21 protein-coding genes, 1 pseudogene and 1 other annotated feature are annotated in these 24,136 nt (G+C 41.5%); of the genes and pseudogenes, 8 read left to right on the top strand and 14 right to left on the bottom strand.

Annotated features, from left to right (window positions below; all coding sequences use genetic code 11):
* Window positions 1-14: 14 nt before the first annotated feature.
* From CSV69_RS05355 to CSV69_RS05370, 4 genes and pseudogenes are all read right to left on the bottom strand, one after another.
* Window positions 15-997 (bottom strand): annotated as a pseudogene (locus tag CSV69_RS05355) (ring-cleaving dioxygenase).
* A gap of 193 nt (window positions 998-1,190) precedes the next feature.
* Complete coding sequence (locus CSV69_RS05360; RefSeq protein WP_099692900.1) at window positions 1,191-1,928, bottom strand: pirin family protein; 738 nt, start codon at window positions 1,926-1,928, stop codon at window positions 1,191-1,193.
* Between the two features lie 99 nt (window positions 1,929-2,027).
* On the bottom strand, window positions 2,028-2,333 hold the full coding sequence (locus tag CSV69_RS05365; RefSeq protein WP_085426147.1) for a monooxygenase: 306 nt from the start codon (window positions 2,331-2,333) through the stop codon (window positions 2,028-2,030).
* A 14-nt stretch (window positions 2,334-2,347) separates the two neighbouring features.
* Window positions 2,348-3,259: a DsbA family oxidoreductase gene (locus CSV69_RS05370; RefSeq protein WP_099692928.1), complete on the bottom strand. Its 912-nt coding sequence runs from the start codon at window positions 3,257-3,259 to the stop codon at window positions 2,348-2,350.
* A 263-nt stretch (window positions 3,260-3,522) separates the two neighbouring features.
* On the opposite strand from CSV69_RS05370, the gene CSV69_RS05375 reads away from it, so the two are divergent.
* From CSV69_RS05375 to brnQ, 3 genes are all read left to right on the top strand, one after another.
* On the top strand, window positions 3,523-4,080 hold the full coding sequence (locus tag CSV69_RS05375) for a TetR/AcrR family transcriptional regulator (RefSeq protein WP_099692901.1): 558 nt from the start codon (window positions 3,523-3,525) through the stop codon (window positions 4,078-4,080).
* A gap of 42 nt (window positions 4,081-4,122) precedes the next feature.
* Window positions 4,123-4,827, top strand: a complete 705-nt coding sequence (locus CSV69_RS05380) for an anthrone oxygenase family protein (RefSeq protein ID WP_233192329.1) — start codon at window positions 4,123-4,125, stop codon at window positions 4,825-4,827.
* 193 nt (window positions 4,828-5,020) lie between these two features.
* Window positions 5,021-5,273, top strand: a binding site (T-box leader).
* A gap of 245 nt (window positions 5,274-5,518) precedes the next feature.
* Window positions 5,519-6,820 carry a branched-chain amino acid transport system II carrier protein gene (brnQ, locus tag CSV69_RS05385; protein WP_099692902.1) on the top strand — a complete coding sequence of 434 codons (1,302 nt, stop codon included), beginning with the start codon at window positions 5,519-5,521 and terminating at the stop codon, window positions 6,818-6,820.
* A gap of 160 nt (window positions 6,821-6,980) precedes the next feature.
* On the opposite strand, the gene CSV69_RS05390 is transcribed toward brnQ, so the two are convergent.
* From CSV69_RS05390 to CSV69_RS05400, 3 genes are all read right to left on the bottom strand, one after another.
* Complete coding sequence (locus CSV69_RS05390; protein WP_099692903.1) at window positions 6,981-8,789, bottom strand: M3 family oligoendopeptidase; 1,809 nt, start codon at window positions 8,787-8,789, stop codon at window positions 6,981-6,983.
* A 270-nt stretch (window positions 8,790-9,059) separates the two neighbouring features.
* Entirely contained in the window at window positions 9,060-9,260 is a 201-nt protein-coding gene (locus tag CSV69_RS05395) for a cold-shock protein (protein ID WP_085130578.1), read from the bottom strand.
* 273 nt (window positions 9,261-9,533) lie between these two features.
* Window positions 9,534-10,055 (bottom strand): GNAT family N-acetyltransferase, encoded by a 522-nt coding sequence (locus CSV69_RS05400; protein WP_099692904.1) that lies wholly within the window; start codon window positions 10,053-10,055, stop codon window positions 9,534-9,536.
* Between the two features lie 184 nt (window positions 10,056-10,239).
* Here CSV69_RS05400 and CSV69_RS05405 point away from each other — a divergent pair, with 184 nt between their 5' ends.
* Window positions 10,240-10,935, top strand: a complete 696-nt coding sequence (locus CSV69_RS05405; RefSeq protein WP_099692905.1) for a pseudouridine synthase — start codon at window positions 10,240-10,242, stop codon at window positions 10,933-10,935.
* 133 nt (window positions 10,936-11,068) lie between these two features.
* Here the strand turns inward: CSV69_RS05405 and CSV69_RS05410 are convergent, their stop codons facing one another.
* From CSV69_RS05410 to CSV69_RS05420, 3 genes are all read right to left on the bottom strand, one after another.
* Window positions 11,069-12,826: a GMC family oxidoreductase gene (locus CSV69_RS05410; protein WP_085426141.1), complete on the bottom strand. Its 1,758-nt coding sequence runs from the start codon at window positions 12,824-12,826 to the stop codon at window positions 11,069-11,071.
* A 28-nt stretch (window positions 12,827-12,854) separates the two neighbouring features.
* A complete protein-coding gene (locus tag CSV69_RS05415) occupies window positions 12,855-13,649 on the bottom strand; it encodes a gluconate 2-dehydrogenase subunit 3 family protein (protein ID WP_158232613.1) in 795 nt (264 codons plus the stop codon).
* Between the two features lie 663 nt (window positions 13,650-14,312).
* Window positions 14,313-15,992: a hypothetical protein gene (locus CSV69_RS05420; RefSeq protein WP_099692907.1), complete on the bottom strand. Its 1,680-nt coding sequence runs from the start codon at window positions 15,990-15,992 to the stop codon at window positions 14,313-14,315.
* Between the two features lie 149 nt (window positions 15,993-16,141).
* Here CSV69_RS05420 and CSV69_RS05425 point away from each other — a divergent pair, with 149 nt between their 5' ends.
* A complete protein-coding gene (locus CSV69_RS05425) occupies window positions 16,142-16,891 on the top strand; it encodes a MerR family transcriptional regulator (RefSeq protein ID WP_099692908.1) in 750 nt (249 codons plus the stop codon).
* 120 nt (window positions 16,892-17,011) lie between these two features.
* Here the strand turns inward: CSV69_RS05425 and CSV69_RS05430 are convergent, their stop codons facing one another.
* From CSV69_RS05430 to CSV69_RS05445, 3 genes are all read right to left on the bottom strand, one after another.
* Window positions 17,012-18,277, bottom strand: a complete 1,266-nt coding sequence (locus tag CSV69_RS05430) for a YbfB/YjiJ family MFS transporter (protein ID WP_099692909.1) — start codon at window positions 18,275-18,277, stop codon at window positions 17,012-17,014.
* A gap of 496 nt (window positions 18,278-18,773) precedes the next feature.
* Window positions 18,774-19,529, bottom strand: a complete 756-nt coding sequence (locus CSV69_RS05440) for an SDR family NAD(P)-dependent oxidoreductase (protein ID WP_099692910.1) — start codon at window positions 19,527-19,529, stop codon at window positions 18,774-18,776.
* A complete protein-coding gene (locus tag CSV69_RS05445) occupies window positions 19,516-20,457 on the bottom strand; it encodes an MBL fold metallo-hydrolase (protein ID WP_099692911.1) in 942 nt (313 codons plus the stop codon). The genes CSV69_RS05440 and CSV69_RS05445 overlap by 14 nt, the downstream gene beginning before the upstream one ends.
* Window positions 20,458-20,648: 191 nt before the next feature.
* On the opposite strand from CSV69_RS05445, the gene CSV69_RS05450 reads away from it, so the two are divergent.
* Together CSV69_RS05450 and CSV69_RS05455 are read left to right on the top strand one after the other, a co-directional pair.
* Entirely contained in the window at window positions 20,649-21,788 is a 1,140-nt protein-coding gene (locus CSV69_RS05450; RefSeq protein WP_099692912.1) for an SPFH domain-containing protein, read from the top strand.
* A 10-nt stretch (window positions 21,789-21,798) separates the two neighbouring features.
* A complete protein-coding gene (locus CSV69_RS05455) occupies window positions 21,799-22,905 on the top strand; it encodes a TFIIB-type zinc ribbon-containing protein (protein WP_099692913.1) in 1,107 nt (368 codons plus the stop codon).
* 90 nt (window positions 22,906-22,995) lie between these two features.
* On the opposite strand, the gene CSV69_RS16775 is transcribed toward CSV69_RS05455, so the two are convergent.
* Window positions 22,996-23,139, bottom strand: coding sequence for a hypothetical protein (locus tag CSV69_RS16775; protein ID WP_157129906.1), 144 nt, complete (start codon window positions 23,137-23,139; stop codon window positions 22,996-22,998).
* 72 nt (window positions 23,140-23,211) lie between these two features.
* On the opposite strand from CSV69_RS16775, the gene proC reads away from it, so the two are divergent.
* A complete protein-coding gene (proC, locus tag CSV69_RS05460) occupies window positions 23,212-24,021 on the top strand; it encodes a pyrroline-5-carboxylate reductase (RefSeq protein ID WP_099692930.1) in 810 nt (269 codons plus the stop codon).
* Window positions 24,022-24,136: the final 115 nt, after the last annotated feature.

Raw genomic sequence — 24,136 nt, forward strand, 5'->3', positions numbered from 1 at the left:
TTCATTCCAACTCCTTACAAATACTCTTTATCAAATGTACGTGTGCTACGTACTGTATCGATCGGTCTAACTTTTGCTTCAATTTCTTCGCGGTGTCCTTCAAGGAATGGTGGTAATGAAAGAATCTCCCCAACTGTTTCATACGGTTCGTCTCCCATGAATCCAGGACCATCTGTTGCCCATTCAAATAGAATGCCAGGCGCGACTGCTGCGTATAAAGATTCAAAGAAGAAGCGATCCACATAGCCTGAAGTTCTAAAACCCGATGATTGCATATGATTTATCCATTCATGCAATACGTTCGTATCTTCCACGCGGAAAGCTGCGTGATGCACTGTACCAAATCCTTGTCGACCTTCAGGTAACGTTTCATTATGTTCCACGATGACTTGCGCGCCATTTCCACCTTCACCCACTTCGAATAAATGGAATGAACCTTCACTTGCAAAATTTCGCATGAACATTGCATTTTCCAAAACACCTTTAAACTTATCAAATTCAGCGATACGAATATGAATAGGTCCTAAACCTGTAATGGCGAACTCCAATGGTACGGGACCATTTTGCCAAGGTGTTCCTGACTCAATACCTTCGTTCAACTCATCGGAAACTAACATATATTGTTGATCATCAAAGTCTACAAATGAAATCGTCTTCTTACCGAAAACTTCTTCGATTCCATTATGTTGTACTTCATATTTTTCAAAACGTTTCACCCAGTAATCAAGTGCCGCATCTGTCGGTACACGGAATGAAGTTTTATAAATTTCATTCGTACCATGCGTACCTTTTGGAATACCCGGGAAATCGAAAAATGTCATATCTGTTCCAACCGAGCCTTTATCGTCTGCGAAGAATAAGTGGTAGGTTTGCACATCATCTTGATTGACAGTTTTCTTTACGAGACGCATTCCTAATACAAGGTGAAAAAATCATAATTCTTTTCTGCACTACTCGTAATTGCTGTTACGTGATGAATTCCTTTTAAATGGTTCATATACATCCTCCTATATATTAGCTCGTCTTCATATACTATCAATTCGAGGCAAATTTGTTTAAAAAAAAGAGATTGTCTTTAAATTAGCGTCAATCGCTTTTGCAATTAATTAACTTATCTCGAATTCAATATAAATATAACACGGGTAAATTTCATTGTCAACACATAAAATTTTAAATTCATTTATTCGTGGCTACTTCTTCAACCCACTAATAGTTCCATCCATAGACATAGCCGCAGTCATTTCAACAAAGAACAGGACAAGTGTAGTATCTTCATTCGCGACAAACGATGGTAGTGGATTGACTTGATCGGTTACCGCTTCTTGTTTGCCAATTGTCAGACGTTCCATCGTAATCTCTCCATTCATGACGTACAGGAAAGGAGTGAGACCTGAATAGGTTGGAACGTCAACCACTTCACCTGCTTTAGGGTGCGCGTCTAGAATGTAGACTTGTTGTCGTACATACAATGGGGCTTCGCTACCTTCAGGCCCTACCATGACATACCAATCCTTATTGTCTACCGGTTTATCATGAAATTGAATTTCCGGTGATAGATCGGTTTCATTCGGTCGCACGAAGATTTGAAGCATTTCTACTTCATCTTCTTTTACTTTTTCTTCATGCCAAAACCCTGCTCCTGCATTCATCAACATTAATTTCCCGCGAGCAATCGGCGCTTCAAATCCTGCAGAATCACGATGATGCATGACGCCAGAGCCAATATAGCTTAAAATTTCATCGTTGATATGCTGGTGCATTTTAATCGTTAACCCTTTTTTCATCACCGCATGGTCAATGATTGCTAATGGGCCAAACGCTGTGTCTGTTGTTTCATTGCCAAGAATATCGCCTGGTTGAACGCGTGTAATAGTGAAAGGTCCTCTAAATGGCACGGCATGATTTCCTGCTGCGAGTTTTTGTAACAATCGTAACTCCTCCTTTTTTCTTATATAATAAAATCGACTATCCAAAAGGAAGTCGATTTTATGTTATAGTACGTGTTTTACAGAAATACTTCTAGTAACTTAGTTTACAGGTCCTTTATTGATCGCAGTCAATGTAGAATTAACAGCAAAGATTTTTGCGTTAACGCCCGTAATACCAAAGCTAGCTAATCTCTTTGTGTGCATCTCTACATATTTTTCAGCCGATTCTTTTGTTTCGAAATTGTAAATTCCACCGGCTTCTTTAGCTTCAGGATCTTCTGTCCATATTTTCCAAATGAATCCCTCTTCTTCATTGATGCTTTTTGCCAAATCAGCAAATCCTTCTGCCATTTCTTCTCCAAACGGTCCATCCATTTTAAAATCAACTTGTGCAATGTAGCTCATGATCATTCTCCTTTTCATTCAGTAGTTGTGAAATAGACTTCTCCTAGAATTTCTTTTGCTTGATATGGATTCGGTGAAAGTTCTTTTTCTACATAAGAAGCTACGTCAGATTGTTCTACATCGTACATCACTTCAATTTCTTTTGAGAAAAGTAGTCTTTCTTTTTCAAGTAAGCTAGAAAGTGCTGGTTGTGGCTTTGGTTGTAGTGTGTCCACGTCAAGAACTTTTTTTAATCCATCGACGTAGGATTCAAGTGGACGACCCCCTACAATTTTCAAGCCTTTATTTTCTGCATTGATCATAATAATGCTTGGGAAACCCGTTGCGCCTAAACTTCTAGCTTGTGCAAAGTCTTCATTCAATAATTGTTGTCCGATTGGTTGTTCAGCTTCATTGACAATCGCTTCTCCGTCAAGGCCAAGTGCATTGACGATTCCAATCATCTCAGCGCGTTCTGAAATATTTTGATTGAATACGAAAAGCTCTTCTCTTGTACGTCGTAAATAGGCAGATGCCAATGTGTCGCCATGATTCTTTTGAATAATTTTAAATACACGAGACGGTGGATACGAAGATTGGACTGGATTATCAACCATTAAACTACCATCAATCGGCATTCTTGAATGTTCTCCAACTTCTCTCCAATGACCCGCGACGTCGGCCGGCTTATAAATACCATTTCCAGGATCGATTGGCCCGTCATGCCATTTTTCCAATAAACCGCCCATCACCGTATGCATGTTGAAATAATGACCATATTGTTCTACAAATCGACGAAGCTCAGGTTCAATCGCCCAACAATGAGAACATATAGGATCCGTCACATAATACAAATTAATCTCTTTCGCTGGCTGGTTAAAATCGATCATTTCCATTTCATCGCTTCCCGCTTCTCCACATATTCCTGTTTTCATATCACACATCATATTATTGTTGTTTTTCAATGTATTATTCCCCTTTTCTATAGTTTACGGAATCCGCGCTTTCTTCCGTTCGATTCTATTTTTTCTAATTTTCACTGCTAGCGTAAAATTTAATTACGTTTCGTATCCTCTGCTTTACGCGCTAATCATTTGCCTACAACTAAATTCTATACCATAATGAAAATGATCAACACCAATAGAACCTTGGTTTTGTCGCTTATACAACACATTGAAGACATTGTCGGAAAAGTAGGAGGGAAAACGACATGAATCAACCGAAGACGGACCCACGAATTCTACGTACACGTAAATTAATCATGGATACTTTTATGGAACTGTCGGGTAAAAAAGAATTTAAAGATATTACGGTTACAGATATTGCGGCGGAAGCGATGATTAATCGTGCAACGTTCTATTATCACTTTGAGGATATATATGACTTATTGGAAAAGGTATTATCTGAAGTGTTAGTAGTGAATTTGGATTGCAGCAATTATCAAGGCAGTGAATTAAACGAAGAAGTGATCACGAGTATTTTTGTAGCGATCACGAACTTCCAAAAATCCTTATCGAACCGTTGTCACAGAGGATACGAAGATACGATTGCTCGGAATATTCGAGAACAGCTCGAAATCATTTTTTATAGAATGCTGTTAAAACAACATAAAACAGAAGAAGATGAAGGGTTGAAGATTACCGCTGTCATCTTGAGCTGGGGAATCTATGGAGCTTCTGTAGAATGGAAACGAAAGAGTAACGAGATCACACCAGAAGAATTTATTCAATTAGCTATTCCTCATTTACTTCACAAGCATGACAATTGAATAACGCGTGACATGCATACACTAAAGGAGATATACACACATATGAATGGATTATTTACAGGGTTTCGTGCCCTCTTAGTCATTTTCTGCCTATCGCTATTGCCATCGACAGCATTTGCTTCGGATAATGTACCCCATCCTGAGATGAATGACAACCCGTTACAGCAATTCAGTTTTTCGCAACCGGCCGCACTAATATCCACGGAATTGAGTGAAGGGTTGATGGCTGAACAAAATGAGCCAATCGAAGACAATAAGTCATTACTCTTTACAGTTTTAGCGGGTCTCGCTGTACTCACAACCGGAATGATGGCTGGTATCGTCTTTGCATACGCCAACTCCGTCATGCCCGGTCTACGTAAAGCAGAAGATCGTACTTTCGTTCTTGCCATTAGACACTTGACTTCATCCGTAGCCAATCCACTTTTCCTTATCATTTCAAACGGTGCTCTTCTAGCGCAAATTGGATTTATTGTAGTAGCTGTTTTGACGCAGCAGTCTTCTCAAATTGTTTTAGGATCGATCGCATTGATCTTCTATATCGCGACTTTACTTATTACTTTCTTAGGAAATCTTCCGTTAAATAAAGACATTATCTCTGCAGAATTACCTGCAAGCGATGCTAAATGGAATGAATTAAGAGTACGTTTTGAATCTCGTTGGACACTACTGAACAACTTGCGAACTATTACTTGCATTTTAAGTGTCTCTACACTAATCGTAGCATTGCTTAGTACATATTATTGAAAATGCGTTTAAAAGCCATAAAGTCCAGTAATTAGTGAATGAAACTCTTCCAAAACACAATAAAAATACTAAACTTTCTATCGTTGTATTATCTTCCCTCTTACTCCAATATGTGAACGCGTTTCAATATTCCGAATATATTAAAAGGTATTGACCTTTCTAATAGTTGTCTGTTAAATTGTATTGTAGTATATAATATTCAGTGACGAGAAAGAGTACGATAGGAATCCTGTTCCCAAGAGAGTCAGCATTTGGTGAAAGCTGATGAACAGATCGTGTCCGAAAATCATCTCTAAGATGCAAAGTTGAAAATAGTAAATTTTGCCGGACTTCCGCCGTTAAACGGAACATGTATAATCGTATAGTGATAGTGAATGTAATTTTTCTATCGTTTTGCGAAGCTTTTCGAACATGGGTGGTATCGCGAGTAAAGACTCGTCCCTATTTAGGGGGCGAGTTTTTTATGCGCAAAAATAAAAGAAGATGTAAGCTGCACATCGTACCCGAATGATCGGAATCATTTTTGCGGAAAATGTATCTGTCGAATCAACGGTATTGGGTAAATTACCAATACAATTGACACTATATTTTGCAAAGTCGCAATATTCTAGATTACAATATCTCTATATAGCAATATTATGTACTTTCATTTTACTCTCAGCACACACAAAACACATCAGGAGGTATTATAGTGAGTAAAAAACACATACTATTCACAGGATTCATGCTCTTTTCTTTATTTTTCGGAGCTGGAAACCTTATCTTTCCACCATTTCTTGGATTAGAATCAGGAACGAACTTTACACCCGCCATTACGGGCTTTCTCATTACAGGCGTACTACTGCCTTTCATGGCAATCATGGCGATCGCCTTGTCTGATAACGGATTATTGTCGATGGGTAACCGTGTACATAAAGTGTTCGGAATGATTTTTGCCATCATCATCTATATGTCCATTGGAGCCTTTTATGGTATACCGAGAGCTTCAAATGTTGCATATGAGTTAGGGTTCAAGCAAATCGTTGAAGTGAATGGCAGCATCCCATTGCTTATATTCTCTATACTATTTTTCGCTTTAACCTATTACATCAGCTTAAACCCTAAAAAAATCGTAGATCGAATTGGCCAATTTTTAACGCCTATTCTTTTGCTAGTTTTAGGGGTACTCGTTGTCCAAGCTTTCATCAAATTTGATAACATATCTTCTGCTCCACAAGCAGATTATGCATCAGCCCCATTCGTAACTGGCTTCTTGGAAGGCTATTTCACAATGGACGCTGTCGCAGCGCTTGCTTTTGGAATTGTTGTCATCAACGCGTTAAAAGACAAAGGTTCCAGATCGAAGGCGGAGCTTGTTAAAGGGACTCTCGGTGCAGGCTTCATCGCAAGTATCGGATTGGCCACCGTCTATTTCTCACTCGGATGGATCGGTAAGGTGATTCCAAATGAACAATCTTTTGGAAATGGCGCAGAAGTATTAACGGAAGCAGCTCGCATGTTATTCCCAAGCGGTGGTGGACTACTTTTCGGAATCATTGTCATGTTGGCTTGTTTAACAACTTGTGTCGGTTTAATTAATGCCTGTTCAAGATTTTTCAATGAAATTTACCCAAAATTGAGTTACCAGGCGTATGTCGCTATTTTTGTATTGTTCGCGTTGCTAGTATCCAATTTGGGATTGAATGCCATTTTAGCTTTGGCTATACCTTTACTAGTGTTTATTTATCCGATCTCCATCGTGCTAGTCATTCTTTCGTTATTCCAACACGTTGCAGGTGGCGGAAAGATGATGTATCGACTTTCCATATTTATCACAACTGTTTTTGCGTTATATGAAATACTGACTAGCATAGGGTACAGTTCGGATCGCCTGACCGGGTGGCTAGAATTTATTCCATTTTTCGAACAAGGACTTGGCTGGGCTTTACCCGCGCTCGTTGCTGCCATTGTTGGTTACATTATGGATACGTTTAATCATCAAGAAAATCAATAAATCCAATCAAAAATCCCGATTCTTAAATAAAAGAATCGGGATTTTTTCGCTTTCTATTACCGTTTATTGATCTTTTGCGCAGTTTTATACCCCGCGACCACCATCAATACACCGACGATCACCATGATAATGATTGTAATCGGACTTCACTTCTTCAAGTTTACTTCTGTAAGGCGTCCGTCAATTCAACAAACTCTTCTACGTCTTTCGCAACGAGCGCAATGCCAGCCGCCCAGAAATCTTCTTTCGTAATATCTACATCTAAATGCTTCTTCGCTAAATCTTCTACTTTCATCGATCCCGTATCTTGCAATAACGCGATATACTTCTCTTCAAATCCTTCAGGTTGTTTCAAGTATTCCGCGTAGATCCCTAAGCTGAACAAGTACCCAAATGTGTACGGGAAGTTATAGAACGGTACACTATCGATAAAGAAGTGTAATTTCGCTGCCCAGAAATGTGGATGATAAGAAGACAAGCTATCACCGAATGCTTCCTTTTGCGCTTCGACCATTAATTCATTCAAACGAGTTTCCGAAACGATGCCATTTGCGCGCTCCGTATAGAATTTATCCTCGAATATAAAGCGGGCACGGATATTTAAAAACATAGCCGTTGCACCTTCTAATTTATTGGCAAGCAAAGAAATTTTCTCTTCATCCGATGCAGCATTTTTCACCGTAGCATCTGCAATAATGGTCTCAGCAAACGTACTGGCCGTTTCCGCCACGTTCATCGCATACCCTTGATTTAGTTCGGGTAGATCTTTCATGACGTGACTATGGAAGGCATGCCCGAGTTCATGCGCTAATGTACTCGTATCACTTGGTGAACCTGTGAAGGTCATGAAAATACGCGACTCTTTGAATTCAGGCAAGCTTGTGCAATAACCGCCTGGGCGCTTATTCGAACGATCTTCCGCTTCAACCCAGCGATTTTCAAGTGCATGCTTTGTGAAGGCGGTGAGTTTCGGTCCGAATGAAGCGAAATTTTCAATAATGAAATCGCATGCTTCATCGTAAGTGAAACGAGTCGGTTTCGTTTCCCCTACTGCAACAGGAGCCGCCACGTCTTGCCAACCAAGTTTTTCTACGCCAAATAAATCTGCTTTTTGTCCTAAGTAATCAATAAACGTTTGTTTCTGCGCATCCACTGCCGACCACATCGCAGACAACGTCTCTTCGGACATCCGATTATATTCAAGTGGTTCTTCTAAATGGCCTGTTCTCCCGTGTACTTCTTGCAATGTCAGACGGTAACCTGCCAAGTGATTCAAGATATCCGCAAAGATCGGTCCGTTCGTCGACCACGTTTTCTCCCAACTGTCAAAAAGGTCTGCACGGACTTGTGGATCCGGATCAGCGTACATTTTGTTCATCGCTTGCCCAATGGATAAGTCCGTTGTGTCACCGTCTTTATCTGTAAAAGGAACCGTCATCGTGGAGCCCACCGTATTATACAAATCGCTCCATGCTGCAAGGCCATCTTTATTTAATTTAGCAATCAGCTTTTCTTCGTCTTCAGATAATAAACGTTTACCTTCTTCGCGTATTTCATTCAACGCAAAGCTGATTTCGTGTAACATATCATCTTGCAGAAGACTTCCCCAATTTTCATCCGAAATCGCTACAAGTTTCTTCGTAAAGATCGTAGACAATTGCTGAATTTCACTACCTAACTCCATCACCTGGCCTTTGACAACGCTTGCATGCGCATCATCCATGAAAGCGTCCCGCCACATATTGATGAATGTGCCAACCTGCCCTAAACCTTTCCCAATGACTTCTTGCTGTTTCAATAATTCAGCTAGTGTAGAAGCACCGTTCGCCGGCTCATAATTCCACGCTTTTAATTGATCTGCATACACGACAATATCTTCTTTTACAGCCGAAAGCTTAGTTTGTACTTCTTCAGACTGGGTTCCCCCAGCAAAAATAGTTTCTAAATCCCATGTGTTTTCATATTTCAATGGATGTCACTCTCCTTATATCCTTCCATTTTAAACTTTATTAGTGAATTAAGAAAGATTTGTTAACTAAGTTTCTGATAAATCATAAATTACGCATAAAATGTACGGTTACTATTGCGCTTTTATTTTTCTCTACCCATATTTGGTTTAACCTTTAATATTCAAAAAGCGTACTAATTCTCAAATGAATTAGTACGCTTTTACTTCTTATGTAGCATAAATATAATCATAAAAAAAGACCCTCCATAGAGGGCCTTTCTAAAGCTTAAATTAAGCTTTTTGAACGTTAGTAGCTTGTAGGCCACGTTGTCCTTGTTCGATTTCAAATGTTACACTTTGACCTTCGTCTAAAGATTTGAAACCGTCGCCTTGGATAGCTGAGAAGTGTACGAATACGTCTTCTCCTGCTTCGCGCTCGATGAAGCCAAAACCTTTTTCTGCGTTAAACCATTTCACTGTACCTTGTTCCATAATTAATTGCCTCCTAGTGTGGATGTCCACACAATGATGTTACTATACTTGCTCAAAACTTTAGACGAAAAACAAAATATATTTCCATGAAATATATTCTCGATCTGAAAAAGAACAAAGATAATACTCTTTAAATATAACAGACATTAAATAAAAAAGCAACCCAAATGATTACTTCTTCGTATTTTGGTACTGCAATCTTCGTATACTAGCTATTAAAACCTTGTCAGATCAAGCTAGATCAACCAATAAAATAATTTTATTTTCTTATAATTAGAAACATTTCTCCATACGAATATCCGCGCGCATATCTCCTTCGTAATACGTGAAGTTTTCTATCCGGCCGATTTCTCGATACCCTAATTTCTTATACAGTTTCAAAGCGGGCTCGTTAAACTCAAATACACCCAATTCCATTCGCTTAAGACCTTGTCCTTTAATTTGTTGTTCCAAGTAGTCGAGCGCCGTAAAACCAATGCCCTTCCCTCGTCCTTGACGTTCCCCAATGGAAATACTGATCCACGCCGTCCCGGGTTCTTTTTTAAGTAAATGATCAGGGTCCACAGTATAGCTCATTTCACCGATTAGCTGATCCTCCAAATAGATAAGGAATGTATGTTGATATGCTAACTTTTGAATAACATCTTCTATAGTGAGAGTATGTTCTTGCTCTAATGCTTCTTTACTTGGATTCGGTTGATTCAAAGGTTTCAAATACGTATCATTCCCCCATCGATTCAGCGTGTGGATTAGCGCAGCTGTAGGTTCCGTTAATTTCACAAAGTTTATCATCATAATATTACCCTCCTGAGTCTGTATTTCCTCGTGCAGCCAGTCCTACTCATTAGACGTTTCCTTCATTATATCAAAACGCTCTCCATTTGCTTCCTATCGAATACTTATCCGAATGCCGTGCGTAGTAAAAAGAGCAATCATGATATACTAAAAGAAACGTTATAGAAAGACAGGAGCGGACATGTTGAGATTGAATCAATATATTAGTTCTTCAGGATTTTGTTCGAGAAGACAGGCAGAGCGGTATATTACAGCTGAAAAAGTTTTAGTTAACGGCAAGATTGCTTCCCATGCGTATCTAGTTGAAGAGAACGATCAAGTTGAAGTCGATGGTCATCTAATCGCACATACTTCCGAAGACGTATATATCATGCTCAATAAACCAAGTGGCATTACGTGTACAGCTTCTCCTGCTATTGCTGGTAATATTATCGACTTCATTTCCTTTCCTGAACGGATCTTTCCCGTTGGACGTCTAGATAAAGAAACGGAAGGTCTGATTTTATTAACGAATGACGGAAGTATTGTGAATGCGTTAATGAAAGAAGAAAATCAGCAAGAAAAAGAATATGTAGTAACTGTTGATAAAAAGATTACGGGCACCTTTATAGAAGACTTATCAAACGGTGTAGATATTTACAACCCAAGAATTAAAGGGTACACCACGACTAATCCTTGTCCGGTCACTCAGATCGATGACTATACGTTTCGTATGACGCTTTCCCAAGGATTGAATAGACAAATCCGTAGAATGTGCAGACGTTTTCAATATACTGTAACGCATTTACAGAGGGTACGAATCAAACATATTGAGCTTGGATCATTAGCAAGCGGTCAGTGGCGTTATTTGACTGAAGAGGAGACCGCAGGGTTAAAGTAGTTATACGAGTACATACACGATTAAACCGTTATAGTTATCCGTTTGTATTTCATTAAGTTTAAAAAATAGCCTAGTATCGCATTTGCGACACTAGGCTATTTTAAATACATTATTTATTTATATAATTACTCTTTTACGCTTTACTCGTTTGTTTAGCTTCCACTAACAAGCCGCCTTCGCCTTCAAGATACTGGATCATACCTTCTGAAGCGCGGTAAGCAAACGCACCGATTGTTTCAGTCGGGTCATGGTTACTGTTGTGTGGGAATGAAGATCCACCTAGCACGAACAAGTTTTCCATATCCCACATTTGCGAGTACGAGTTGACAGCGGATGTCTCAGGATCTTCACCCATGATCGCACCGCCGAGGAAGTGATTTGTGTAGAACTTGCTGTCAAACTTCACATCATCCGGAACATCGACTAGGTCAATAATATCCGCACCCATTTCTGTCATAATTTCTTTACATGTTTCTACACCATGCTGCGCGCGTTTAATATCTTGCTCTTCATAGTGCACCGTTGCACGAATCAACGGATCGCCTAGCTCATCTTTATACGTAGGATCTAAATCCAAGTACGTGTACCGGTTAGGCAGAAACGCAGTCTTCGCTCGAATGATCAAGCTGCGGTTATGATAAAACAAGTTCTTCTCTTTGTATTCTTTACCCCAAGCAGGCGTGCCTTCTGGTACATGGTTATTATCGATAGGACGCTGACCTAAATGGTAATAGCGGATTTCATAACCGTGAAGGAAATCAAGGTCTGTATGATCCACGTTATCTCCCGCAAAGTCGTCTACCTTTGCACCTAGCGCACCTGTACCCATCGATAAATTCCACTTTTCATTATCGAAGAAACCACGTGCACCGATATACGTACTAATATTACTGAAGTGGCCTGTAAAGTTTTTACCGATTACGCCTTCTTGCGTTTCAGGATTGTACGGCTTACCTATTTTCGACTTCAATAATAGCTTATTATTCGTAAAGACGAAGCCAGCGAGTACGACGATATCCGCAAGTTGGATAAATTCATTTCCTGTAATATTATCGATATATTTCAAACCGATCGCTTTCGTTCCGTCATGAATGACTTCCGTAACTGTCGATTCATTGCGGATCTCAAAATTACCCGTTTTTCTAGCTGTTTCAAGTACGGTAACAATTGGATCCCCTTTGGCACCGAAGTCACACCCGTACTCTTCACAGAACGCACAATACATACATGCATTGATTGTCTCGCCATCGGGATTCGTATATTGCTCAGACATATTAGCTGCTGGCAAACGATATGGGTGATACCCCAAGTTTGTTGAAGCTTTTTTAAACAACTCGATCGATGGAGTGGTTTTCAATGGCGGATTCGGATACTTGTCCGAACGTGGTGGCCCAACAGGGTTTTCTTCACCAGAAACTCCAGCTGTTTTTTCAAATTTATCATAGTACGGTTCCATGTCATCGTACGTAACTCCCCAGTCCTGTATCGTACAGTTTTCTGGAATTTTTTCCTTGCCGTATCGTTCTACTGTTTGGCTATGGATCTCAAAATCATAAGGCAACCAACGTAAGCTCACGCCATTCCAGTGAACACTTGCACCGCCTGTGTCATTCCCGAAACGTGCATAGTTGTTATTTCGCACTGGTTTCGCCACTTCGTCCATACTTCCTCTTGCAGTTACCGTATCTTTTGATAAATCTTGCATCATATTGTAGCGAATAGAATATTTCAATTCGTCTTTCGCACCGATAAAGTCGTCACGTGACTGTTCTTTACCTCTTTCAAGTGCTACTACGTTGTAACCTTTTTTCGTCAGCTCGGCCGCCGTAATTCCACCTGCCCAGCCAGAACCGACGATGACGACGTCTACTTTTTTTAACTCTACTGCCATATGTCTTACCTCCTGGAAACGCTAAATTTTATTTCTTTCGTTGATAATCTGTCAAACTGATTGGATCCAGTACGACGAAGTCTTCACTTTCAATGACGTCCGCATAAGAAGGTCGCGCACCGGCAAATTCTTTCATGCGCCAGCCGTCCATGTTTTTATTGCCACCATATAACGGATCCGAAAATGCACCTTCCAACGTCGCTTGCTTAAGTAGTGCGAAAAACGCATCCGATGGAATGGATTTCATATCGAGCTTACCCGCTTCAAGATCGCTCATGATCTCATGTTGTTGCTCTTCTGTCGCCTGATTAAATGAAGTATCAAATCGTTTTGTGCTTTCATTATTCATCAAGCGCAATCCTTCTAGGAATATCTTCCCACGATTCGCGCGTGAATGATTGACTTTTTCATCAGCCTTCTCGATTTTCTTCAAACCTTCCAGATTGGTAAAAGGTGCTTGACGGTAGTCGTCACCATTTATGCCCCAAGTTCCTGCGAGTTGTTTATCGATAAAATACGGTACATCCAACCCGATAGCTCCTGGACCACTGTCGTCTTCAGGGAAAATAAGTTCCGTAGCCGTTGCCAGTACGATAAAGTCTTCAAAGCGTCCGAAGAAAACTCGTGCGTGGGACGGATCCACATTAGCAGCAGTCTTTTCGTTTTCCCCTTTTTTCCCGTCATCAGATTTCATCTGATTGGTAAATAAGCCGCCCAGCAAAGATCCACCTGCTACGCCACCTACTACTAAACCAGTGTTTTTCAAGAAATTTCTACGTCCTGGATCATGACTTTCTGTTTTTGGATTGTTGTTGTCAGCCATTTCATCACTCCTATGCATAAAAGTTTTTGTGCATTGTTATGTACTGTGAAATTGCGCGGATATTCATTATGTTCTGAAATTTCATTTGAGATTAAACCATTTACTTCAATGAATGCAGAACTGTATTCACTTCCATACTTTGTCGAGTCGGGAGAACATTACCATTTTCGACAAGATAAACTAAACACCGCTACAATAACCCGACTTTACCATAGTTCATTTTGCTAAACAATACATTATGTAATAATAAATACTAATTTGCTAGAAACGTATAATTGATTGAATTTCTTATAAGCGAAATCTTATGAACAAAAACACATTTCCTTGCTGGTTATGCCATTAGATTATTTTTAAAAAACGTGGTTCTATTTAGAAGAATTCTCCACAGTAAATTTGACCTAATATTTTAATTTAAAACTCTATATTATAATGTTTTTCCGTTTATAGGGAATGTCGTCATTACGTAAAAGCAGTACAAAAGTTTTTTATTGAATTTTATAATTATTCATTGATGAAAACCATTCATCACCGAACAATATTCACGATAAACTTGTAGCGTATTCTTCTCATTGAATTTACCAATATATTTTAAGGTGGTTTATTTGATATTATTATAAAAATACCCCGACACCGCGAGTTGCGATACCGGGGTATAAGGAATATTTATTTCACGTTCTTATTCATTAATGCTTTTACAGGAAGGAATAACTCACCTGTTTCCAAATACGTCACAATCAGTTGATCGCCCACTTCTACATAAATTGAAAGTGGTGCCACTTCCGATGAAACAAGGAAGTTTCGGCCGTCTTCTGTTAGGAATGAGACAAGCGTGAAATCACCTACACGTTCTTTAAACACCCGTGCAACCGTGACATTCGCTTTCGCTTCTACTGCATTTGAACTTCCATCTACTGTACTACCACCTCGTTGGAGCGCTGTTTTATATAATTTCAACGCTTCATTTGGTGAATTCGCAAATACAGAAATCTCTGGATTTGCAGCGGAAACAATAAAGTAGTTTTGCAAGAATCCATTGGAATCGAGGACCGGCGTCAACCAACTGGCTTCCCCGTAGAAATTATACAAGACAGGCATTTCCCCGCTCCATTTTTTCTCAATAAACTTCTTCTCAATAATCTGGAGCGCACCTTGTGAATCCATGTAGGACTCTTCCAAGTTCCCCGTGTAATACGTTGCTTTCCCTGTTCGGCCATCGGTTAATGCATAGCCAAGCATCGAATCTACGCCTTCTTTCGGGCTAGTGAAATCCGTAAAGTAATACATATGTCCATCCGCATCAAAGATTGGGCTAACATTTGCTTCTGTCCCTTCGTCTGAAGGAAGTTTCACGTCTTTCTTACCGACTATAGAGTTCCAAAAACCATGAATATAGTTTCCGAAATAACTATTTTGAAGACTTACCGCTTCAGGCGAAATCGCTCCGTTAATAAATTCCGGAACATCTTTCAATGCATATTTCTTCGTAGCACCCGTTTCCGGATTCAACATGACAATTCCCTTCGCGTTAAATCCATTACGTGCCGTTATGAATTCCCCGTATGTGCGAATATAATGCGGCTTGCCTTCATCATCAATTTCCAATTGAACATCTCCGTAAAAAATCAAATCCGGCATATCCATACGCATTTTACGATACACTTTTTTATGCAAATAGGAAGAAGTTGTATACGCCATTTCCGTTTTGATAAATTTAGGATTATCCGATGAATCCGTCGCACTCATCGTGAAATAACCTGGTGTAGTTTTCCCGTTGAACCACTTAAAGAAACCTGAAAACTCTACAGGCGCAATGTAGACGAATTCATCTTGTACTTTTTGAATTTGCAAATGACCCAGTTCATAATAGCTCGTATCCGGGACTTGACCGAACGCTTTTTTCATTTTATTGCGTGCAAACTTCGGCGGTACACTCGCAGGCGTTTTCGTTTCATCAAACGCTGTGATCTCCACTTTTTGCGCCATCGCAACCGTTTCATACTTTTTATTCGCATTAAACAATGGGGCACTCAAGATATACACACCGACTAGAAGCGCAGCAAATGACACGACCAGTTTGACTTTGCGTTCTAAACCTTGAGAAACAACGGCTCCTAAAATAGCCACTATAAGAAGCAATGCCCAAAGCGATGTCCAGTTACGATCCAAATTCGTTATATAATAAAATACGAATACACCAATCGTAGCAATCACCGCAAGTGTGCCGAAAGCAACCCATCGGTTAAATGACAACTTCTCATTTTTATTATTTACCGAGAGGAATGGAACGATAATAGCACTTGCCACGACCCCTGCGAGTAACGAAAATAATAGTAAACTCCACATATTCAACACTCTTTTCTAGGAACAAGATTTTTATTTCATACTCTGTATACGTATAAGATCGAAAACCGTTTCAAATTTATATTCATCTTCTCTATTGACTCTTACGTAACGTTATACTTTAAAGTAGTAATTGTAGGGAGGTGCATACAATGAAATGGATGGTAAAGGAAGTTGCTGAATTAGTAGGGATTAGTGTACGCACACTGCATCATTATGACAAAATCGGTCTCCTAACGCCGGATGAGATGACGGAATCTGGATATCGTCTGTACTCAGCTGAAAATCTGGATACATTGCAACAAATACTGTTCTTCAAAGAACTCGACTTCCCACTTAAAGAAATAAAAGAAATGATTAGTAGTCCATCATTTGATCGTCAAGAAGCGCTGAAGCTCCAACGCCATATGTTGCTGCAAAGACGCGAGCGGATCGACAGACTGATTGCCACAATTGACAAGACTACTAAATTTGAGAAAGGAGAGAAACAGATGTCTAATAAAGAAAAATTTGATGGCTTTGATTTCAGTCATAATTCGTATAAAGAGGAAGCGCGTCGTAAATGGGGCGATGAAATAGTGGATCAATCGACTGCTGCCATTGAAAACAAATCTACTTCAGAACAACATGAGATGGGCGAGAAGATGACAGCGATCTATAAAAAATTGGCCTTGCTGAAAGATACGTCACCTGAATCTGTTGAGGCACAAGTAGGTATCAATGAATGGTATGACTTCTTGAACAAGCACACTGGCCACCATTACTCGTTAGATGCATTTAAAGGACTCGGGCAACTGTATGTGGATGATGAACGCTTCACGCAGAACATTGACCAATTTGGAAACGGCTTGGCAACATTCATGCGCGATGCTATGAAGATCTATGCCGAGAAGAACAAATAATACGAAGAGTAAACAAGCGCCGACATTCCTATATGGGATTGTCGGCGCTTATTTTTCTTCCTATATAGTTGTAGTAAGAAGTGTAACTTCATTTAACAAAAATGAGTACTACCCATCCATTCACACTTCCTTGGCAGATGTCTCTTTTATAGAAAAGTTGTCCAGCACAGGTTTCGCTTCTAACTCCGTGACATCCAAATCGACCGCATGGGCTTTCATTCGAATCGACAGCAAGAACGCTATGCCAAGCAATGCACTACACATAATAAGTGCAAGCGGTATTTGCTGAAAACGATCAATAATCCAGCCACCGATACCTGGACCGAGCAACTGCCCTCCTGCGAAGAAAAATGTCACATAACCAAGTGCGACAGGTGCGTATGTCGGATGGACTTGTTCCGTAGACAGCGCTTGACAGAGCGACAGCATCCCGACAATCGTTGCTCCCCATAGGAATTGGCTAATGATGAGTCCGATATAGACCGGGAACATCACCGGAATGATTAGAGAAACTGCTCCAATACCAAGAGTTGTAAGCAAAGCCGATTTACGACCAATACGGTCCGAAACCCCGCCCCATAAAGGCCCACTGAAGATCGCCATAATTCCACTGATTGCCATGATCTGCCCCGCCTGAAACTTCGTCAGCCCTACTTCGAGAATATAACTGAACAAGAAGCTTTGCGGCACCAAATAGGCAAAGCCCACAAGGCCGTAAATGAAAGCGACGCGAAGTACGCGTTTATTGAAGTATACTTTCGTCCAAAATGAACGTTTCTGCGTCTCCTTCGGCAATAATGGGATCGGTGGGTCACGCAAGATAATCATCGCGATTATAATGGAGACGATTGACACAGCGCCATAGAAGAACCATAAATAGCGCCAGCCCATATCCCCGAACCACGTCGTGAAGAATGGAATTAATGCACTTGAAATTAATGTTCCGAGCCCCATGCCGCTGACAAGGAATCCAATCAGCATCCCGCGCTTTCTCGGAAACCACCCGACTAATATAGTAATAAGTGGCGTATAGGTGAAAGCGGTTCCTATTCCGAGTAATAACATCGCAGAAAGCGTCCAGCCATACCCTGTGATAAATGACAGCATGAATAATCCGAATGAAACGAGTCCAGTTCCGAAGATGACGAGCTTTTTGGCACCGAATTTCGTAACGAGCAAACCGACAAAGATCACCATCATCAAATAGCCGATCGACACGGTCGTGGCGAGTAGTCCGGCTTGTTTATAGGACATTTCCAAATTTTCTTTCATGAAGGGCATAATAATTCCATACGACATCCGTCCAAATCCGAGAGAACTGACGGTGACGGCGACACTCGCAAATGCATATTTCCAAATATTTTGTTCGTGCTCCTTGGCTAACATAAGAATTCCACCCTTTCTTCGCGTTGTGCTTCATTCTTTGTGAGAGAATTCATTCAGAATTGCGTCAGGGTGTTAAGTCGTAGTAGCTTCGGCAGGAATTCTGAGTTTATGTATTTTATGTCTAAAGTGTGAATTCTATCCCTAACACTATAGCATTCATGTTAGATTATTCCAACTTCTTTTTAGTTTACATAATCCTATTATTGTTACCTTTAAAGAAAGTGAGGAGATGGATACAGTTGATCTTCGTTCCAGGCGGACGCTTTCCGCGGGCACGGCTTCAATCTCCTCGTTCGCTTCGCTACCTGCGGGGCTTTCAGCGCGCGCTGTTCCCGCTGGAGTCGCTGCCTGGAACGAAGATCAACTAGTTTAGTGTGTTAACGATCGTATTAAACTACATACTACATGACGTTACTGCTTTTCTTCACAACGCTAAAAACGCTGCCGCCACAAGTCGTAACTTCACGACTTCTAGCGACAGCGCTCTATATAATTCTTACTTCTTATAGAAGAATGGTTTTCCGATAGTTTCTACTAGACTCGGTGCGAGTGCGTAAAGTCTGCTCGTTAAGCCAGTGATTTTCGGTAAGTTTATTTCACGTCTAGGTCGCTCGATTGTGTCCATGACGGCAGAGACGACTGTATCGACTGATAGTAGCTGGCTGCCCATTGCTTGTTTATAGCCGCCGGTGACGTCCGCGAGTTCGATGAATGGCGTGTCGATTGGTCCCGGATGGATGACGGATACGTCGATGTTATACGGTGCGACTTCCATGCGTACGGCGTTCGTGTAGCCGATCAGTGCATGCTTCGTTGCGGCGTAGACTGATGTTTTCGGCGTAGCTACTTTCCCTGCCTGTGAGCCTATATAAAGTAAGTGCCCGTGCTTACGCTTGATCATTGCAGGTACTACGCGAGCAGTCAGTTGCATCGGTACACGGACATTTGTCTCTAGCATTGCCTGCGTGTCTTCATCCGTTGTCTCGTATGCCAAGTGGAACTTCCCTACTCCAGCTGAGAAAACAACAAGGTCAGGTGTTTCGATAGAAGATAATAACCAATCGAGTTGCTTCGTATCGCGCAGATCGGCACAGTATCCTTCCACGCCAAGCGTACGCAGTTCTTCTAACGCTTTCGCATTACGTCCTGTGGCGATGACGCGGTAGTTCTTCAACACCGCCAAGCGCTTGGCAAGTTCGAACCCAATACCACTCGTTGCGCCTGTGATCAGTACCGTTTTAGATGCGGACATAGTGATGAACCCCTACAGAGTCAGTTGTTTCTGAAATTAATTCATTGGCTACTAAATAATCCAATTGTCCGATCGTTTCAGACAGTGTCAATCCGAGTTCTTTCTCATAAACGGCCGGGAATAATAACTTGGTTACGTCATAGACTGTCTTCGATTCGTCTAGCATCGCGAGCACTTTCATTGCACGGTCATGTTGCTTCGCTAGGCGTTCCGTAATGAGTTCATGGGCGTTCATAATCTCGCCACCATGTCCACCGTAGACGAGTGATACCGGCAAATCCAACAAACGTTTTAGAGATGCATTATATTGTAGCAACGACTTCGGACGTCCTTGCTCTTTTTTTAATGGAGGCTCAATTAATGGATTTGATGACACTTTCTCAAGCAATAAGTCCCCGCCGATAAGAATACCTTGCTGCTCATTGAACAACGATAAATGACTTTGCGCGTGGCCGAGTGACTCTTGGATTTTCCAACCTGGATGCCCTGGCAAATCATCGCCTTCATTCATGATTCGGTCAACGGGACGATCGCCCATCATGTCGACCGATCGGCGGAAACGTTGAAGCCATTTCGAATACTCATCCGGCACGCCTTCTTCTAGTAAAGACTGTTCGTAAAAGCGGTCGTGGCGATCGAGAAATTCTGCATCACGTGATAACCAGTAGTTTAAGTATGGGTGACCTAGAATTTCCGCGCGGTCGAACTGCTCTACCAGACCGCAGTGATCGGGATGGTGATGCGTGACGAATACTTGCTCTATATCATGAAACGTATAGCCCATTTCCTTTAATTTCATCTGCAATACTTCACGTGCTTCAGGTGTTTTCGTAGCCGCGTCCACGAGCGTCAGCGTGTCGCCTTTTAATAAAAAGCAGTTCACATCACCGACCGCAAATGGCGTCGGTGTAATAATTTTCGTAATCATAAAACTTCCCCCTCATAAATGAATGACTGTTCAGTCTATTGTACCCTTTATTTTCATGAGCGTCACGTCTAGTTCACTCATTTACAGAAAGTATTTTCCTGCAAAATGAAACCATTTCCCCTATTCTACGTATGGTATACTACAAGAAATCGCATGATTTGCAAATATCATGTCGAGTTGGAGGGATCACTATGGGATTTTTTAATATGTTCAAAAACCAATTCATCGAAGTAATCGAATGGCAAGCGCAAGACGCCAATACATTAGTCTATCAGTTCCCAGTTCATAATAATGAAATTAAAATGGGAGCAGAACTAACCGTCAGAGAATCACAAGTCGCAATTTTCGTCAATGAAGGCGAAATCGCAGACGTTTTCGGACCCGGCCGCCACATTCTCTACACACAAAACATGCCCGTCCTCACAAAGTTAAAGTCGTGGAAATACGGCTTTGATTCGCCATTTAAAGCGGAAGTGTATTTCATTAATACAAAGCAGTTCATCAATCAAAAATGGGGAACGGCGAACCCGATCATGATGCGCGATCCTGATTTTGGGATGATTCGTCTTCGTGGGTACGGAATTTATTCGTATCGTGTGGCAGAGCCTACTGTTTTCCTACGTGAACTATTTGGAACGAATAGCTCTTATGATACGAATGCAGTCGAAGGACAGTTGAAGAAAATGATTGTTTCAGGTTTGTCTGATCTATTCGCGGAGTCGCAAATACCAGCGCTCGACCTGTCGATGCATTACGACGAATTAAGTGATAAAGGTAAAGAGAAAATGATGTCTCGTTTCGCAGCATTTGGATTCGAAATCACGTCACTTTATATCGAAAATCTGTCATTGCCTAAAGAAGTTGAAGAAGCGATGGATAAACGCACATCGATGGGTGTGCTTGGTAATATGCAACAATACCAGCAATATCAAGCCGCAGAAGCTATGCGTGACGCTGCACAAAATGAAGGCGGCATGGCAGGTGCAGGTGTCGGTATGGGCGCTGGAATGGGCATGGGTCAAGTGATGGCCAATGCGATGAATCAGAACCAAACACAGCAGCCCAAAGCACAAGCTGCGACGAAATCATGCCCGCATTGTCAAGCTACGATCAATGCAGATGCGAAGTTCTGCGGTCAGTGCGGAAAGTCTGTCGAAACCGATAAAGTACCGTGTATTAAGTGCGAGGTTATGATTCCGAAAGATGCAAAGTACTGTAGCGTTTGCGGTACATCTCAAGTCGCGGAGAAAATTTGTCCTGCCTGCTCACACGCCAATCTGCCAGGTGCGAAATTCTGCGCAGAATGCGGTGAGACGTTAGACGTAAAGTGAGGGATGTACGTTGACTTCATTTGATGAACAAAACACTGTCGTAGAAGATACGCAAAATATCAAATGTCCTTCCTGTGGCGGAAATACGGAATATGATCCCGAAACACTTGGCTTGAAATGTCCATTTTGCGGTCATGAAATGCCGATCGAAGCAACGTTCGACCACCACGTAGAATTGGATTTCAATGAAGCAGGAAATAATCTACAACATCTATGGAATGAAGAGAAACGTGTTTTCTCTTGTGGCAACTGTGGAGCGGAATCCGTACTCGACGCACATGTCGTCGCGGATTTCTGTTCGTTTTGTGGTTCCTCCCATATTACAGTGACCGATCAGGACGCGGGGATCCAGCCAGGGTTATTGATTCCATTCCAAGTCTCAAATGAACAAGCCCAAGCGAAGTTCAAAGAATGGATCAAAGGGCATTTCTTCGCCCCCAATACACTAAAGAAAACCTATCGACTCAATAAAATCTCTGGCGCTTACTTGCCATACTGGACGTATGATAGCCAAACCTCTTCACAATATGTCGTGCGTGTCGGAAATTACTATTATGTTACTGAAACTCGGACGGTGTATGAAGACGGCAAAGCAAGACAAGTGACCGAGCAAGTGAGGAAAATCCGCTGGCATCAAGAAAGCGGCAATTATCGCGAGTTTTTCGATGATATTCTCATTAAAGCATCGCACACCGTCGAACCGAAATTATTGCAAAAAGTACAACCTTTTCAATTGACGAGTTTGACGGATTATAAAGTAGAGTACATGTCCGGATTCCTCGCTGAGCGTTATTCCGTTTCATTGCAACAGGGATTCTCTGAAGCGAAAGATATCATGACACAAGGAATCGTTAACGGTATCGAACGCTCCGTTGCAGGTGATATCGTGGAAGTAGCTAGTCTTTCAACCGACTACAAAGACATCACGTACAAGCATATATTATTGCCGATCTGGATTTCTTCATTTCATTTTAAGGAGAAAATTTATCAATTCATTGTCAATGGACAAACCGGAAAAGTATCGGGCAATTATCCACTGAGCGCGATGAAGATCACTTCGCTCGTCATCTCCATTCTGATTGTTATATTCATCGTCTACTTGTTCATTGACAGTTAAGGGCGGTTTGACTTTTCAGTTTGTACATGACATAATCATAAAAATAGTATGGAACGGGCAATGAGGAAGATTAGTAAAGGGTGGATGGATTTAAGAGAGCATGGCCAAGGCTGCGAGCCATGTATCCCACTCCCCTTCGAACCTCCTTCCGAGCTGTTGTGGAAACACGACCGTATCTTCTGCGATAAAGAAGACGTGAAGTGTGCTGTCGCAAACAGCAAATTTAGGTGGCACCGCGGAAACCGAGCGTTTTCGTCCTGAACTATGGGACGAGAGCGCTTTTTTATTTTGGGAAGGATGTTGGAAATGGAGAAAATTTTATTTGTAGGAGCCGGACAGATGGCTGAAGCTATTATTGCGGGAATCGTAAATAAACGAGTACTATATGAAGAAAACGTCTATGTGATGAACCGTTCAGACAAAGATCGTTTAGATGAACTCGAGTCGCGTTACGGCATTACGAAAGTGTGCGAAGACCGGGATTTCATTAAGAATGTGGACTTGGTCGTTCTCGCGACAAAGCCTAAAGACGTAGAGAAAGTTATGCAGGATATCGCCCCGTATCTCGGAGAAGACACGACGGTCCTTTCGGTCATTGCTGGCATTTCCATCGAGACATTTGAAAACGGCCTTGGCAAACGTCCGATTGCGCGCTCGATGCCGAACACGTCCGCTACTATAGGAAAAGCGGCAAGCGGTATCGCATTCAATGAAGCAGTGTCAGATAAAATGCAACAATCCATTTTGAGCCTGTTGAATGCGATCGGCATCGTTAAAGTCGTCGAAGAAGATGATCTGCACGCAGTCACAGCCCTTTCCGGCAGCGGCCCGGCATATATTTATTACCTCGTCGAAGCGATGGAAGAAGCGGCGGTAGCTCAAGGTTTAGATGCAGCGGATGCTAGGGAGCTCATTGTTCAAACCATTTACGGAGCGGCATCCATGTTGCAAAAGACTGGTGAAGAACCAAGTGTGTTGCGGACAAATGTGACGAGTCCTGGTGGTACGACCGCAGCAGGTCTGCGTTCTTTAGAAGACCATAACTTTAAGACAATTATTTCGGACTGCTTGATAAGTGCAGAAAATCGGTCACGTCAACTCGGTTCTAGGAAATAATAGTAGACACAGACGCTTGCGGGATAGATATTCCGTTAAGCGTCTTTTTCTATGAGCGGAACTTTAGGTGCTATGAGCGGAATTGAAGCTGCATAGAGCATTCGCGACGGCTAAT

Source organism: Sporosarcina sp. P26b (assembly GCF_002743245.1).
Classification (GTDB): domain Bacteria; phylum Bacillota; class Bacilli; order Bacillales_A; family Planococcaceae; genus Sporosarcina; species Sporosarcina ureae_C.